Annotated in this window: 16 protein-coding genes; 7 read left to right on the top strand and 9 right to left on the bottom strand. The window is 53.7% G+C overall.

Annotation, left to right across the window (positions count from 1 at the left end; all coding sequences use genetic code 11):
• Positions 1 to 9: 9 nt before the first annotated feature.
• A complete protein-coding gene (locus ABD819_RS11300; protein ID WP_345124266.1) occupies positions 10 to 1,362 on the top strand; it encodes a dihydrolipoyl dehydrogenase family protein in 1,353 nt (450 codons plus the stop codon).
• Between the two features lie 53 nt (positions 1,363 to 1,415).
• Here the strand turns inward: ABD819_RS11300 and ABD819_RS11295 are convergent, their stop codons facing one another.
• Positions 1,416 to 1,865: a GNAT family N-acetyltransferase gene (locus ABD819_RS11295; RefSeq protein WP_345124263.1), complete on the bottom strand. Its 450-nt coding sequence runs from the start codon at positions 1,863 to 1,865 to the stop codon at positions 1,416 to 1,418.
• On the bottom strand, positions 1,862 to 2,458 hold the full coding sequence (locus ABD819_RS11290) for a hypothetical protein (RefSeq protein WP_345124261.1): 597 nt from the start codon (positions 2,456 to 2,458) through the stop codon (positions 1,862 to 1,864). Before ABD819_RS11290 ends, ABD819_RS11295 begins: the two co-directional genes overlap by 4 nt.
• Before the next feature lie 369 nt (positions 2,459 to 2,827).
• Here ABD819_RS11290 and ABD819_RS11285 point away from each other — a divergent pair, with 369 nt between their 5' ends.
• Entirely contained in the window at positions 2,828 to 3,058 is a 231-nt protein-coding gene (locus ABD819_RS11285) for a hypothetical protein (protein ID WP_345124258.1), read from the top strand.
• A gap of 48 nt (positions 3,059 to 3,106) precedes the next feature.
• The gene (locus tag ABD819_RS11280; RefSeq protein ID WP_345124256.1) at positions 3,107 to 3,982 is read left to right on the top strand and encodes a sterol desaturase family protein; all 876 of its coding nucleotides are present in this window, start codon (positions 3,107 to 3,109) and stop codon (positions 3,980 to 3,982) included.
• A gap of 13 nt (positions 3,983 to 3,995) precedes the next feature.
• On the opposite strand, the gene ABD819_RS11275 is transcribed toward ABD819_RS11280, so the two are convergent.
• The gene (locus ABD819_RS11275) at positions 3,996 to 4,796 is read right to left on the bottom strand and encodes a DUF547 domain-containing protein (protein WP_345124254.1); all 801 of its coding nucleotides are present in this window, start codon (positions 4,794 to 4,796) and stop codon (positions 3,996 to 3,998) included.
• A 179-nt stretch (positions 4,797 to 4,975) separates the two neighbouring features.
• On the opposite strand from ABD819_RS11275, the gene ABD819_RS11270 reads away from it, so the two are divergent.
• Positions 4,976 to 5,545 (top strand): hypothetical protein, encoded by a 570-nt coding sequence (locus tag ABD819_RS11270; RefSeq protein ID WP_345124252.1) that lies wholly within the window; start codon positions 4,976 to 4,978, stop codon positions 5,543 to 5,545.
• A gap of 29 nt (positions 5,546 to 5,574) precedes the next feature.
• Positions 5,575 to 6,504, top strand: coding sequence for a class I SAM-dependent methyltransferase (locus ABD819_RS11265; RefSeq protein WP_345124250.1), 930 nt, complete (start codon positions 5,575 to 5,577; stop codon positions 6,502 to 6,504).
• A 138-nt stretch (positions 6,505 to 6,642) separates the two neighbouring features.
• On the opposite strand, the gene ABD819_RS11260 is transcribed toward ABD819_RS11265, so the two are convergent.
• Positions 6,643 to 7,926 carry a PQQ-dependent sugar dehydrogenase gene (locus tag ABD819_RS11260; protein ID WP_345124248.1) on the bottom strand — a complete coding sequence of 428 codons (1,284 nt, stop codon included), beginning with the start codon at positions 7,924 to 7,926 and terminating at the stop codon, positions 6,643 to 6,645.
• A gap of 381 nt (positions 7,927 to 8,307) precedes the next feature.
• The gene (locus ABD819_RS11255; RefSeq protein WP_345124245.1) at positions 8,308 to 9,177 is read right to left on the bottom strand and encodes a hypothetical protein; all 870 of its coding nucleotides are present in this window, start codon (positions 9,175 to 9,177) and stop codon (positions 8,308 to 8,310) included.
• 98 nt (positions 9,178 to 9,275) lie between these two features.
• Here ABD819_RS11255 and ABD819_RS11250 point away from each other — a divergent pair, with 98 nt between their 5' ends.
• Together ABD819_RS11250 and ABD819_RS11245 are read left to right on the top strand one after the other, a co-directional pair.
• Positions 9,276 to 9,767 (top strand): hypothetical protein, encoded by a 492-nt coding sequence (locus ABD819_RS11250; protein WP_345124243.1) that lies wholly within the window; start codon positions 9,276 to 9,278, stop codon positions 9,765 to 9,767.
• Positions 9,768 to 9,778: 11 nt separating this feature from the next.
• Positions 9,779 to 10,174 carry a transposase family protein gene (locus tag ABD819_RS11245; RefSeq protein ID WP_345124240.1) on the top strand — a complete coding sequence of 132 codons (396 nt, stop codon included), beginning with the start codon at positions 9,779 to 9,781 and terminating at the stop codon, positions 10,172 to 10,174.
• On the opposite strand, the gene ABD819_RS11240 is transcribed toward ABD819_RS11245, so the two are convergent.
• The 4 genes from ABD819_RS11240 to ABD819_RS11225 all read right to left on the bottom strand — a co-directional run bounded on the left by ABD819_RS11240 (position 10,168) and on the right by ABD819_RS11225 (position 14,126).
• Entirely contained in the window at positions 10,168 to 11,253 is a 1,086-nt protein-coding gene (locus ABD819_RS11240; protein ID WP_345124238.1) for an AAA family ATPase, read from the bottom strand. The genes ABD819_RS11245 and ABD819_RS11240 overlap by 7 nt on opposite strands.
• Positions 11,243 to 11,695, bottom strand: a complete 453-nt coding sequence (locus tag ABD819_RS11235; RefSeq protein ID WP_345124235.1) for an ABC-three component system middle component 4 — start codon at positions 11,693 to 11,695, stop codon at positions 11,243 to 11,245. Before ABD819_RS11235 ends, ABD819_RS11240 begins: the two co-directional genes overlap by 11 nt.
• Before the next feature lie 56 nt (positions 11,696 to 11,751).
• Complete coding sequence (locus ABD819_RS11230; protein WP_345124232.1) at positions 11,752 to 13,005, bottom strand: ABC-three component system protein; 1,254 nt, start codon at positions 13,003 to 13,005, stop codon at positions 11,752 to 11,754.
• Positions 13,006 to 13,145: 140 nt separating this feature from the next.
• A complete protein-coding gene (locus ABD819_RS11225) occupies positions 13,146 to 14,126 on the bottom strand; it encodes a tyrosine-type recombinase/integrase (protein WP_345124230.1) in 981 nt (326 codons plus the stop codon).
• Between the last annotated feature and the right edge of the window lie 15 nt (positions 14,127 to 14,141).

Genomic DNA, 14,141 nt, shown 5'->3' with positions numbered 1-14,141 from the left:
TCCTGTATTATGTCACAACACTCCTTTGATGTCCTTGTAATCGGTACCGGCGGCGGCGGTAGCGTAGCCGCCCGCAAGTGCGCGGCCGCCGGCAAGCGTGTGGCCATCGTCGATGCCCTGCCCTTTGGTGGCACCTGCGCCCTGCGCGGCTGCGACCCCAAAAAAGTACTGGTGGGCGCCGCCGAAACCGTGGCCCGCTCGCGGCAGCTGCTCGGCCACGGCCTGGCGCAGCAAGCCGTCATCAGCTGGTCGGAGCTGATGGCCTTCAAGCGCACCTTCACCGAGCCGGTGCCGGAGAAAAAGGAGGCGGGCTTTCAGAAAGCGGGCATCCACACCTTCCACGGCGTGGCCCGGTTCACGGGCCCGCACACCGTGCAGATTGGCGCGGACGTGCTCGAAGCGAAACAGTTCGTGATTGCCACCGGGGCGCGGCCCCTGCCGCTGGGCATCCCCGGCGAGGAGCTGCTGCTCGACAGCACCGACTTTATGGAGCTGCCGGAACTGCCGGCGGACCTCACCTTCGTGGGCGGCGGCTACATCGCCTTCGAGTTTGCCCACCTGGCGGCCCGCGCCGGCGCGAAGGTGCGCATTCTGCACCGGGGGGCGCGCCCGCTGGAAAACTTCGAGCCCGAGCTGGTGGAGCACCTGCTGATTGCCACCCGCGAGGCCGGCATCGAGGTGGTGCTGAATACCGAAGTAAAACGCGTGAGCAGGACGCCCGACGGCCAGCTGCACCTGCACGCCGAAACCGATGGCCAGGCCCGGGAATTCACGGCCAGCCTGGCCCTGCACGCCGCCGGCCGGGTGCCGGCCCTGGCCGAGCTCAACCTCGAAGCCGCGGGCGTGGCCTACACCCGCCACGGCGTGACGGTGAACGAGTACCTGCAAAGCACTTCCCACCCCGACGTGTACGCGGCCGGCGATGCGGCGGCCTCGGGCCTGCCCCTGACGCCGGTGGCCGGCAAAGCCTCACACGTGGCGGCCGCCAACCTGCTCGAAGGCAACCACCAGGTTATTGACTACGGCCTGATGCCCTCGGCGGTGTTTGCCCACCCGGTGCTGGCCAGCGTGGGCTTGGGCGAGGAGGAAGCCACCCGGCAAGGCCTCAAGTTTCAGGTGAAGCACGACGTCACGACGGGCTGGTTTACTTCCAAGCGGCTCCGGACGCCCCGCTCAGCCTTCAAGGTGCTGATTGAGGAGGAGACGGACCTGATTCTGGGCGCCCACCTGCTGGGCCCCAACGCCGAGGAAGTCATCAACCTGTTTATGCTGGCCATGCACGCCAAGCTCCCGGCCGCCGAGGTGCGCAAGCTGATATTCGCCTATCCCACAGCTTCGTCCGACATCATTTATATGTTATAAGAAAATTCGCCCCGTTGCGGCAGCGAAGGGGCGGTTGGGGAAGGAGAAGCCACTTAGCGGTGCCAGGTCAGGTTGCGGCGTCCGTCATCGGCGAAGCCGAGCGACTCGTAGAGCTGCCGGGCGCGAGGGTTGCCGGGCTCAGTTTGCAGGTGCAGGGCCACCAGCCCCCCGGCCCGGGCCTGCTGCTGGAGGGCCAGCAGCACGGCGCGCCCCACGCCCTGGCTACGGGCCGCCGGGGTCACGTACAGCTCGTCGACCAGGCCGAAGCGGCCCCGCAGCTCAAACGAAAAGCCGTAGGTCAGCGCCGCGTAGCCTGTGGTCTGGCCGCCATCTTCGAGTAAGTACAGCACGCCCCACTCCGGGTGGGCGAGGAAGTCGGCGGCCACGGCCTGCTGCGCGGCGGGGTCATACGGATAGCCGAAGTGCTGGTAGAAATCGGCCATCAGGGGCAGCAGCGTGGCCAGGTCCGGCGGGGCAACGGGACGAAGCGAAAAGGAAGTCATACCAGGGGAAGGGAAGGGGTAGGCGGATATATGATGCAGGCGGCCTTTAGCTCACTTACTACGGGCTGCGCCAGCGCCGGGGCCGTGGTAGTAGAAGCCGGCCCCCAGCCCGGCTGCAAAGTAGAGCGTGAACAGGCCTTCGGCCAGCGGCAGGAACCCCCGAGGGTGAGGGGCGCCCGCGCTTCCTTATCGCCCGCAGGTAGTACGCGGCCCCCGCTGCCTTGTTTGGGCGGGCGGATAAACGGCGTGGCTTTGCCCCAAAAGCCCAGGACCACGGCGCGGGTGTTGTGCAGGGCCAGCCCCATCGATACGGCCAGAAACAGCACAAACTGCGGCACAAACCAACGGCCGGTAGCGGGGCCGCCGGCCAGCCGCCAGGTGGTGTGGTAACAGTGGGTGAGGGGCGCGAACGCGAGCACAAACACCGCCGCCAGATAAAACAGGGGGTTGAGCTCGGGCCGGTGCGCCCGCACCAGCACCAGCGGCACGCTGAGCACGGCCATGGGCAGAATGACCGTGAACACCGAGCTGTTGAGCAGGTGAAACGTGGCGTGCAGCCGGGTGGCCAGCGACAGGCGCGGGTTGCGCCACACCCGGCCCAGGTGCTTGCGGGCGGTTTCGGCCGCGCCCTTATTCCAGCGGTACTACTGCGACTTAAGCGCGTCGGGATGAGCGGGCAGCTCGGCCGGTGCCACAATGTCGGGGCAGGACCCGCACACCAGTATTGCCGCCGAGCTTACCTTCTGGGAATCCATTCAGCGTACTGCTTACCAGCCCGATTATGAAAACTGATTTCACGCACTGCGGGTCCATTTACTGGGTGTTCGCCCAGCTCTGCAACGACAAGTGCGACCATTGTTACAATAGCGCCGCGCCGCTGGGGCCGCTAAAATACGTTTTCAAAACTCCAGGCCCACCTCTGGCACCATGCCCAGGAGCTGCCCAAGGCGCGTCGCCACGGCGTGAATTTCGCCCTGACGCTGACCGTGTGGGACTACCTGTTTGGCACGGCCTACGTGCCCACCAAACAGGCCCACCTGCCGCTGGGCTGGCCCGGCGTAGCGCAGTGTCCCGCTACGTTTGTGGCGCAGCAGCTGGAGCCGTTCAGTCAGCTCAGGCCCCGGGCGGCTTCCGCACCACTGCCGGGGCGGGTGCTGGCTGCCGGGGCAACCCCGTTGGCTTCGGAGAAGTAAGTTAACTGGCTTCCGCTGCCATTATCTGCTCATCTAACTCCTGTGCCCGTGCCTTTACTGCCCCTTTCTTCTCCCTTGCTGCGCCGTTTCGACCGCTGGGCCGGGCCGGCGCTGGCCGTGGTCGCCCTGGGCCTGCTGCTGCTGGAAACCCGCCGCCCCCTGCGCCGCCGCACCCGGCCCCGGCCCGAGCGGTGGCTGCGCAACGCCCTGGTGGCCGCGCCCGCCCTGCCGGCCATGCGCCTGACGCTGCTGCCGGCCATGGTGGGTCTGGCCCAAACCTGGGCACCGGGCCGGCCGGTGCTGGCCCGCCTGCCCGCGCCCCTGCGCCTGGCGGCCGAGGTGCTACTGCTCGACTACCTGGGCTATACCTGGCACCGGTTGCTGCACGCGCCGCTGCTCTGGCGCCTGCACCGCGTGCACCACTCCGACCTGGACATGGACCTGACCACGGGCTGGCGCTTCCACTTCGGCGAGATGCTGGCCAGCATCCCCTGGCGCGCGGGCCTGCCCGCGCTGCTGGGCGTGCGGCCCGCCACGGTGCTGGGCTTCGAAGCCGTATTTGAAGCCTGCACGGCCTTTCATCACAGCAACTGGCGGCTGCCCTTTGCCGTGGAGCAACAGCTCGTGCGCGTGCTGGTCACGCCGCGCACGCACGGCATCCACCACTCGCAGGTGCAGCGCGAAACGGACAGCAACTTCGGCGTGGTGCTCACGCTCTGGGACCGGCTGCATTGCACCCTGCGCCTGAACGTGCCCCAGCAGGACCTCACCATCGGTGTGCCCGCCTACCCGGAAGCAGCTGAAATGACGGCGGCCCGCCTGCTGGCCCTGCCGCTGGAGCCGCTACAGCCCTGGGCCCGCCCCGACGGCTCGGTGCCGGGCCGGGCGGAACCTACCGGCCCGCTGCACGAGCTGGTGCCGTAGGGCCGATGTCCTACTACTCGTTGAGCTTCCAGTTGTAGTCCAGGAAGGTAACCGGGGTTTGCTCGTCGATTTTCGTTTTCGAGTACCGGTTTACCCACTTGGCCACCGACTGACCGTTTTTAGTCCAGTCGCCCTTGTACCAGTCGAAGTATTTGGAGAGCTGCGCCTTGCCGGGGCTGATGCTGTTTTTGGTCGGGTTGTTCAGAAAGTCGCGGCCCTGGTCATCGAGTTGGTCATCGAGGCGGATGGCCGTGTAGGCTTCATTGCGCAGGCGCGGGCAGGTCAGGGCCGCGCACACCAGCGCGAAGTGGATGCGCGGGTCGTCGTACTTCTTGCGCAGTGTGCCGTGCTCGATGTTGTCGAGGCTCATCTTTTCGCCCCCGATGCTGAAAAACTTCGCCGCCCAGGGCGTTGTCACGAAGGGAATCTGAATGGAGGAGCCGATGTCCTTGATGCTCTTGACGGGGTAGTAATTCAGAATCAGCCGGATGGTGTAGGCATTGTAGGCATTTATCCAGTATGCCATCTGTTCGTCCTTGCTCCAGCTGGCCGCCGGCGGGTTTTTGCTCAGCAGCGCCAGGTATTGGTTGAAAGCCTGCTCGTCGGCCTTGAAGCCTTTATAGTTGACCAGGCCCTTGTCGGTGACGTACTTTTTCAGCAGCCGGTCGTAGCTGCTGTGGTCCACCACGGGACTGGCAGCGGCCACTGCGTAAGTAGCCCCCGGCAGCAGGGCCGGATTCAGCGTAGTGAAGGCCGTCAGCGCAGCGGCTCCTCCGGCCAGGATGGTCAGGACGGGCAAGGCAAGAATTTTCATGGTTCGGATTTGGCAGCGGGATTGGTGAATCTGAGGCCGTAGTCGGCCGGCCAGCTCCGGCCTTACAATGCCGCGCATAATTCTCTATCTGCGGCAACTTCCGGACAAGCCTCACTTGTCGGCATCACTGAGGTGGTCGGGTGAAACAGGAGAGAATTAGGTGTTAACTTCCCAAACCCATGGAAAAAGCCCCTCCTACAAAACGGCCGCGTTATGATGCGGTCTTCCGCGCCGAAGCCCTGCGGCTAGCCAGCGAAAGCCGCTCCACGCTGGCCGCCGCCCGCGCCCTGAATATTGATGCCAAGCGGATTTATGCCCGGCAGAAAGCTACCCAGCCGCCTTTGCCCGCCGACCCGGCCGAGGCCGCCGAAGTGCGGGCGCTGCGCACGGCCAGCAAACGGCTGGCGCAGGAACTCGATATTTTTAAAAAAAGCCATCGCCAGCAAACGCTTGAAGCGCGTTATCTCGCATTCCCCGGCCCTGTGAGTATGCTGTCATTCATTGACCAGCAGCGTACTTGCCATCCCGTCCAGCAGCTCTGCCAGGTGCTCGGGGTCGTATCCAGCCGCTACTACGCCTGGCGGTTGGTGCAGGTGAATGGGGCGGTGGAGAAGCAAAAGCCGGCTTGGGAAACGGAAATAGCGGCGGTTTTTGACCACCACAAACGCCACTCCAGTATTGGTTATCAGAAGCCGTACAAATTTCACCAACAACAACTTAACAATATCACCCAAGTCCCTCTTGCTTAACTAGACCACCTCATATCTACCTCAAACCTATGCGTCAACTTAACAATTGTCCTATTTGTAACGCCACCTCTATTGGTTCTTTTATTAAAACAACGGCTCAGATGCATTCGAATAATGAGTTGTTTAATTTTGACCAATGTGCTGAATGTAAACTGGCTTTCTTAAATCCTCGAGTACCGTTAGAACAACTAAAAAACTACTATACTTCTCATTACCTGCCTTACAGAGGAGCAAAAGCGTGGGGTAAGTTTGAAAAATTGGTAGAGAACAGCCAGCAGACGTTAGATTTAAAACGGGTGAAGCGGGTAAAAGATGCTCATACCATATCATCAAAATCTTTGATTCTGGATGTTGGCTGTGGTAAGCCAAGCTTTTTAAAGGCTTGTCAGCAAGCGTTAAATTGCCAAACCATGGGTATTGACTTTAGTGATGAGGGGTGGAAAGTTCAATCTGCTCCTTTCGAAGGGTTAGATTTAAAAGTAGCAGAAATTAAAGACCTGCCAAGTAGCCTGCAGCCGGATGTAATTACCATGTGGCATTATTTAGAGCATGATTACACTCCGCTTGAAAACCTAAGTTTTCTGCAATCCATTGCGAAACCGTCTACCACACTCATCATTGAAACTCCCAATTTCGATTCAACGAGTAGAAGAAAATATGGTAAAAACTGGGCAGGTTGGCATACACCTCGTCATATTTCATTGTTCTCCCCAGATAATGTGACGCTACTGCTTCAAAAAAGTGGTTGGAAAGTTTCCAAACTACTTACTTATGGAACCATGAACCCTTATTTGCTCTACTGGATGAGCGAGATGGAACAAAAAGGAATCGAGTGGGATAAAAATATGGAGAATAACTTTTTGGACTTTATGCTCGGAATGGTACAATTTGTACCCAAAAAATGGATGGAGAAAAGTTCATCGCTTGGAATTATGACAGTAATTGCAACTCCACAGTAGCGTCTTTTAAAAGTTCAACAGGTCTTTATCTTCCCAAGTCCCAGTTGAGTTGGGTACTTATGTTTTTTCACTGGTGACGGAGCGGCTCCGGTCAAAACGCGTAAAAAGCCTTTTTATTCCGGCGCCCAGGGCACCGGTCTACGGCTTACGCAGCGGGGGGACCAGTTTCCACAGCTCGCCCTTTGCCTCATCCGTGACCACGTACAGCGCCCCGTCCGGCCCCTGCCTCACGTCCCGGATGCGTTGTTTGCGGTCGGACAGCAGCCGTTCCTCGCGCGTCACGCGGCCCTGTTCCAATTGCAGCCGCACCAACGCCCGGTCTTTGAGCGCGCCCACAAACAAGTTGCCGCGCCACGCCGGAAAGGCATCGCCGGTGTAAAATTGAGCCCCTGAGGGCGCAATCACCGGGTCCCAGTAATAGACGGGGTCCACATACTCTGGGTTGGTCGTCGTGGCGTTCGGAACGGGGTCGCCCGAGTATTCCTCGCCAAACGTGACCAGCGGCCACCCGTAGTTTTTGCCCCCTTCTATCCGGTTCAGCTCATCGCCGCCTTGCGGCCCCATGTCCACGGACCACAGCTGCCCCTGCGCATCGAAGGCGGTCGCCTGCACGTTGCGATGGCCCACCGTCCAGATTTCGGGGAGGGCCCCGGCCTGGCGGGCAAACGGGTTGTCCGGAGCGGGTTGGCCGTCGGGCGTGAGGCGGAGGATTTTGCCCATGTGGCTGTTCAGTTGTTGGGCCTGGGGTCGAATTTCCAGGTCGGAGCGCTCGCCAAGGCTTACGTACAGCATCCCGTCGGGCCCAAATGCCAGGCGGGAGCCAAAGTGCATGTCGCCGTTGTAGGCCGGCATCGCCCGGAATATCACCCGCACGCGGCTTAGGCTCCGGCGGTCGGGGGACAGCACGCCCTTGGCCACACTCGTGGCGTTGCCCTCGCCGCGGGGCTCGGAAAAGGACCAGTAAAGCGTCTGGTCCGTGGGGAAGGCCGGGCTGAGCGCGACATCGAGCAGGCCGCCCTGTCCCGAGGCGTACACTGCGGGCAGGCCCTGGATGGGCGCGCCGACCTGCCCCTGGGCGGATACGATGCGCAGCCGGCCCGGTTTCTCCGTAATCAGCAGGTCCCCGTTCGGCAGCGGTTCGACCGCCCAGGGGGTTTGGAGTCCAGTGGCCAGTACGACCACGTCGAACGTCGCGGAGGAGGCAATGGGGCAGGCTCGGGTTTGGTCGGGAGTCGTGGGGCGCTGGCCGGGCGCGTTGGCCACCCGGGTTTCCAAGGGCGGGCAGCCAGTTTGGCCCGGGGCCTGCGCGGTGGTTTCCGCACCGAGGGCCCGCAGGCGCGTCTGCTGTCCGGGGTAGTGGCAGGCGGTCACAAGGCCTGCCAGCAACAGGGTGGTCGTGCGGTTCCGTTGGCGACTGTCCATGAGGGATTGGGTTAAGGGATGCAAGCGGTTGCAGGTCGACGCACTGCCGGCAGCGGCACCAACACCAAGGCGCTGGGGTGTCGCTCCGGCAGGGGAATCGCCTGGCGCCAGGCGGCAGCAGTTCGCTAGTCTAACTACGCTTCAGATAGCGAATCGTTTCTCCTCCTGCCCAAAGGCACGGAGTTGCCTTTAGTATACGGCGGGAGAGGAAACAATAACGCCCGCGGTACGAACGCGTGCCGCTTTGAGCAGGGGGAGGCAACCGCCGCTCACGAAGGCGGGCCCCAACGCTACCGGATAAGGTCCGATAAGCTTCTCTTATCGGACCTTATGCTTTGGCTTATTTCAACGACTGTTATTCGTCTTTATAAACAAAACGAATCAGGGTGCATCATCAATAAAGCCTTTCGTAGTACTTTCTTGGCCATTATCATCAAAATGCTTAACGATGTATTGCTGTAAAGTGTCTTGAATTGTTTCAGGCAAGTCGTTATCAACTACTATGAGTTGATGCTCGGTGCTACTTTCACTCAATTCAATAAAATACTTGTACATCTCGATGTATTTTGACTTATCGTTGCTACTAATCCCTTCCTCTTTATCGCTTTCAGTAATAGTATCATTATGTTTTAATGTCGTCTTTCCCAAGTATTTACCAACCGTATCTATCATCACTAATTTTGGATGATTGGAATCGTTTGCAAAAGCATACTGAAGGATGCTAAGAATATAACCAACGGAAGTAAGTGTCCTTATTCCCCCCGATGTAATCTCATGATATTGTTGATTTCTTACAATTGGAAGAAAAGTACTATTATTGATGGCTACATCTTTAAGAGATTTAACTTTAGTAGCCTTCAAGAACTCGCTGAGATAGTCAGCTATTTTTTCACAGACTCGCTGGATACTTGGTGCTTCATCTTTTGTAAGGGATAATTTTTCTTTCAAAATTGTTACCTGATTATCAATATCAATAATTTGAGTATCAATTTCGCTTAAAGACCGACGTATCTTAATCAAATGTTCTACTGAACGCTTAGATTCAGTGAGCGTGGCTTTCTCCACGATTAATGCTTCAAGCTGAGAAAGAAATGGAGAAACCATTTCACTTGACTCACGGTCAAGACGATTCCTTAATCTATTTAATGACTCCTTTACGACATCTAATAGCTCTTGCAGGTAGTTATTACCATCTTTAAGTTCATCTATAAGCGCGTCAATCTCTTTGACTCTTTTAGTTAAACTCTTCAACTCTGAGTTTAGAGCCTGTTTATCGTGTACTTCAAAACTATCCTTTAGACTAGACTTGTTGCAGCGGCTTGAGCGGTGAAGATTGCGGATATTTGGGCATGAAAATTTCCATTCAGGATTTAAAAACGCCTCGCCAATGGCGGTCCGCTTTGGGGTGTGATGCGCACCATTTCGCGCAGCTATTGGTCGTATTCCAGCGTGCTTATGCGGCATTGCATGAGATGCAACTCGCTGAACGAATGGTTATTCATCCCGCCGGAACGCGCATGAAGGATGAGGAGGACTTGCTTTTCTTTACCCTTTTCAGTTGCAAATCAGGGCTGACTTATGACGTGCTGGGATTGGTCTGTGGCTTGGACGGGGCCACGGCCAAGCGCCGGCAAGACGAAGGATTGGCTGTACTGCGCGAGGCGCTGCGGCTGGCCAATTGTTTGCCCGAACGTGAATTTCAATCCCCAGCCGAATTACAACGCTATTTTTCCAAACGGCGAGCCGTACTCGTCGATGCCACCGAATTTGCCACGCAACGTCCGCAGGAAAAAGCGGCGCAAAAAGCGCAGTACAGTGGTAAAAAAAACGCCACACCCTAAAAGCGCTTATTTTGGCCGATGCCCAGCGGAAATTAATTTACGTGGGCCGATTAGTGCCGGGGGCAATACACGACTTTACGTTGCTGAAACAGCAGTTTCCGCCAGATAAGCAGTGGTTTAGCAGCCTGACTGTGCGCCTGGATTCCGGCTTTCAAGGCTTCGATAAAATCTACGCGTGCGAGAAATTATTTCTTCCAACGAAAAAACCGCGCGGTGGGCAATTAACCAAAAACAAGAAATTTCGCAATACGCAACAAGCACGCAAACGCGTGGTGGTGGAACACAGCATCGGGGGCCTAAAACGGTATCGTATTTTGTCTGACCGCTTGCGCATCCACAACTTGGAACAGTTTGATGTAGCGCTGGAGGTATGCGCCGGCCTGTGGAACTTCTGTTTAACTCATTGATAATTCGGCACAACAAGTCTACTATTCACTGACACCATTGAAGAGCATAAAGGACAAGAAAATTCGTGTTGGGTATCCCCATGAATCTTTTCAATTGCTTCTATAGAAGACTTTATCCTATTTATATCTTGCTGGTAGTCTTTTCTCAGGCTTGCATTATTCCGTATTGATATGTTATTAAATTCTGTTTCAGATACTATTTTTTGAAGCTGTTGGTCTTCCTTAGCAATGGAAATCCGGAGTTCATGGTGCTGGCCAGAATCGGACACCATAGACTCATGCAATTCATCGATAGAAACTTGTAAGAAAACTCCTTTACGGTGTATTGAAATCAGAGAATTATCAAGTGTGGTTTCGCTTTCGACTTGTGTGTCTCTGAGAAACGCCGAGATAGTCTTGTGCTTTTTAGCCAGTTCATTTTGACTCTTAGTCTGTTCCGATAAAGCTTTATTAAGCTCAGCTATATTGGAATCAAGAATATTGAAAAGGTATTTAAAAACCTCTTGATTTTTTACTCTTACAGAATATTCGCTATTGTTAGAACTTAGCAAAGTTCTGCTACCTACTTCATCCTGTGTTAGGTAACAATACTTGAACACATCTCTGAAGCTAAGACGAGACATCTTAGAATCCTGTTTAGAAGGTGAAACTTTAAGTTCCAATTTAGGAATGGCCAGTGCTTCAAGCAAGAAATCAGAATAGTAGCCTAGTTCCCCCTGAGGCGTGAAGGTTGGATAATACTTCACAGGAAACACATCAAGTATTCCTGAAATGGGAGAATGATAGACCTCTATCTCTTTCTTGTTATCGAATATATCCCTTACTATGGTGTAAATTCTTCCATTGACCTTGATTTCAAGTTGACAGGATGTAGCTGCTTGGCGAATTTCCGGATATTCATCCACGGTTTTTCCACCTAACATGTAGCTTATAAGGTTCAGAATACTAGATTTACCAGTATCGGAATCGCCTAATATGATGTTAAGGCCATCTCTGAACTTCACCTCGTAATTCTTTCTAATACCAATAAGACTAAGCTCTCTTATTTGAAGTCGTGGTAATTTAAAGCTAGTTTTCATCTAGAACTTGGTTTAGGCTGGACCTGATTGCTGGGATACTTACTGAGTGAAGCATTTTTACAGCCTCACTAATTTCTCTAATTCTTACAAAATAATCGGATTTAAACCCTTTACTCAGGTCTCTACCTTTCTCCGTAACCACTATTGACGGCATCCTTGTTATGACGTCAGGGGCTATTTCTACCATTCCAAAAGCATGTAGGAGCTGAATCATGCTTTTGGTTTCCTTGAGTCTATAATAGCGAGCCTTATTAGGATAAGTAGTTGCTATATTGCCTATTTCATACTCCTTGATATCAATGGGGACCTTTTTATTGAGACTCAGAAGAACGTTAGCCAAGGCCAAAGGATTTTTTAACAAAAAAGCGTAGATAGTAGCCCTTTCTATACTTAAAATCGGTTCTTGCTTTTTGTTTATTGACAATTCATCGATTAGTATCAAGTACAACCCGAGATTAATATGCAAACCGGAGCCTAGGTCTATAAAATGCATAATGCTTATTCAGATTTTTTGGCTTTATACTCTTCTAGTGTTTTGATAGAATGCTCTCGTGCCCACCATATGTCCTCATTGACATTGGCCAACTGATGTACCATACCAATCTTATGCAGAAAAGTAATCTCAGATATAGACTTTAATAAGTTCAGATTTTCTTCACCAATTCTCCGGTGAACATGGCCTAAGAGCTCATCTCCATCTTTTATTTTGCCAGCCAAAGCTTCCGAAAATGCATCTGTATATATCTGCCCGATTGCGCTGTACAGAAAATCCATCTCCTTATTCATGTCCATCTGTATCAACACGCGTCTAACCCTCTCCGCATCATAAAAACGTTGCTTAGCGTTGGCTATCAAATTACTATGGACATCTGCAATTATCAGCTTTAAAACAAAATCCTGTTTTTCTAATTCGGATAAATCCGCCGCCTCTTGATTAGATAGTTCATTAATGGCTTGATTCTTAACAAATCCCAATAGCGCATTAGCCACGGATATGCATACTAGCGCTGAAGCTGATTGGGGCTTTGCAATTGAAATGTGGTCGTCATCACAAAATTTTATTTCCGGTTTGTTAGCATCAAACCCAACAGAACTTGCACCAACAACTATATCATCCATTTTACCCTGAAAGTAGATGATTTTAGGATTGAAATCTTTATTAGAAATCCATAGATGGTTTATTTTATTAACATCATCATTTAGCGGCATTAAGTTTTTAATTTGGACATTAGACAAAACCCTTTCGCCAATATCAGCTAAATGCGAACCATTATGAGGTACTGCAAGTGAAAATATTAGCTTGATTTTCTTTACTGCTGCATCCCCAGAATGGTGTACAATAAGAGACTTCGCAATCAAACCACCCAGACTATGGCATACCAAAATCAAGCTATCGTATTGATGCGTCATCTCACCCAAGTAGGTGGACAGCAAATCAGATACCTCATTGATATGCAGATTTTTATCTACTTTAGCGTGAGGTTTGCCCAATAGCCCTTTAAAAAACCCAGTATATTTTTTAACGATTTCAGGGATATTGAATAGGCTAGTGTAATAGTTAAAGTAGGCAAAATCGAAGTTCCTTTTTATTTCCTCATCTTGAATTAATAAGGATGGAAATGATTTGCCGCTTGCATTAAGCCAAGTGTTTTCACTTCCTTGTAGCCCATGCACGAAAATAACTAGGCTCTTGCTAGCCTTTGATTTATGTAAAAAATCAAGCATAATTTTACTTGGGTGGGTAGAAATCAAGAAGAATTACTTATGCCACTTTTAGCGTTTTCCAGCCTAAGTAGAAATTGCGTTAAAGGTATGAAGAATATACATTACCGAGAGAAATATTTCAGAGAGTAAAGTCATCATGTCAATCCATTTTTCATTGGCCTTTTGGCTTATAGCCCTAAATACTGAGCAGCGTTGAAGCGTTTCACATCATCCAAGCGAGCATAGCGCTCAATCATTAAGTCTGTCTTCTGCTTCGTTTGGTTCTTAATGGCCTTGTTTGATTGCCCCGCTTCTACCGCCACAGTTACAAAAGACGCTCTTAAAGAGTGCGCAGTGTAAGTAGGTCCAAGATGTCGCTGGACTAAATCATTCACACTTTGGTCTGATAAACGCGCCTTTCCTGGCTGAGCAGCACGCACTTTATTGCCTCTGTTCATTCTAGTGAAAAGGGCACCTGAAACTCGGTCAATACATTCAAGCCATTCCTGAGCTGCCCGAACTGGGCAAAAGTCTGCACTGGGCGCATAGAAAACGGCTTTGTCTTCGCTTTCACCATACTGATTGGTTTTGCTGCGTCGTAAATGTATCACTAGTGCCTGACGTGTCAACTCGATGTCTTCCACATTCAAGGCTACCAGTTCAGACCGCCGAAAAGCACCGGCAAAACCCAGCAACAATAAAGCACGGTCACGAAGACCAGTGGGTGTCGTCAGGTCCATAGCCCGAACCGCTTGCTTTAACTCCGCCACGGTAAAAGCGGCCGCTTGCCGCTGACGCTTGCCAATCACCCGGGTTATGCCATCGAGCACCACATGCAATGCTTCGTGACTAGTCGGTGACGGCTTGCCCGCCAACTGGTGCAGTTTTGCGATAGCTGCCACGTGCCGGCGGATGGTGGCCAACTTCATTCCCCGGTCGGCCATCTGTGAGACGTACCCGGCCACCGTCGTCACATCGGCCGGCAGGTACAGCTGCTGGTGTTGCTCACAGTAATCCTGGAAGCTGCGCAGGTCAGCCGCATACCCGCGCTTGGTATTCTCGGCCCCGTGCAGGCCGGCCTCGACATACCGACTGACGGAAGCCGGCATTTCGACCATCGCGTGCGAACGGGTGGGAACCAGAATCGGGAGCTGTGAGTCGTTTTCCATGTAGCCTATAGAATA

Source organism: Hymenobacter antarcticus (assembly GCF_039539545.1).
Classification (GTDB): domain Bacteria; phylum Bacteroidota; class Bacteroidia; order Cytophagales; family Hymenobacteraceae; genus Hymenobacter; species Hymenobacter antarcticus.
Note: the sequence above shows the minus strand (reverse complement) of the source record. Positions and strands in the feature narration are given on the sequence as shown.

Bases quoted from the DNA above. Each gene is read 5' to 3' on its own strand.
- ABD819_RS11300 (WP_345124266.1), top strand. From the start codon at position 10: ATGTCACAACACTCCTTTGATGTCCTTGTAATCGGTACCGGCGGCGGC.
- ABD819_RS11295 (WP_345124263.1), bottom strand. From the start codon at position 1,865: ATGACTTCCTTTTCGCTTCGTCCCGTTGCCCCGCCGGACCTGGCCACG.
- ABD819_RS11275 (WP_345124254.1), bottom strand. From the start codon at position 4,796: ATGAAAATTCTTGCCTTGCCCGTCCTGACCATCCTGGCCGGAGGAGCC.
- ABD819_RS11270 (WP_345124252.1), top strand. From the start codon at position 4,976: ATGGAAAAAGCCCCTCCTACAAAACGGCCGCGTTATGATGCGGTCTTC.
- ABD819_RS11265 (WP_345124250.1), top strand. From the start codon at position 5,575: ATGCGTCAACTTAACAATTGTCCTATTTGTAACGCCACCTCTATTGGT.
- ABD819_RS11260 (WP_345124248.1), bottom strand. From the start codon at position 7,926: ATGGACAGTCGCCAACGGAACCGCACGACCACCCTGTTGCTGGCAGGC.
- ABD819_RS11250 (WP_345124243.1), top strand. From the start codon at position 9,276: ATGAAAATTTCCATTCAGGATTTAAAAACGCCTCGCCAATGGCGGTCC.
- ABD819_RS11240 (WP_345124238.1), bottom strand. From the start codon at position 11,253: ATGAAAACTAGCTTTAAATTACCACGACTTCAAATAAGAGAGCTTAGT.
- ABD819_RS11225 (WP_345124230.1), bottom strand. From the start codon at position 14,126: ATGGAAAACGACTCACAGCTCCCGATTCTGGTTCCCACCCGTTCGCAC.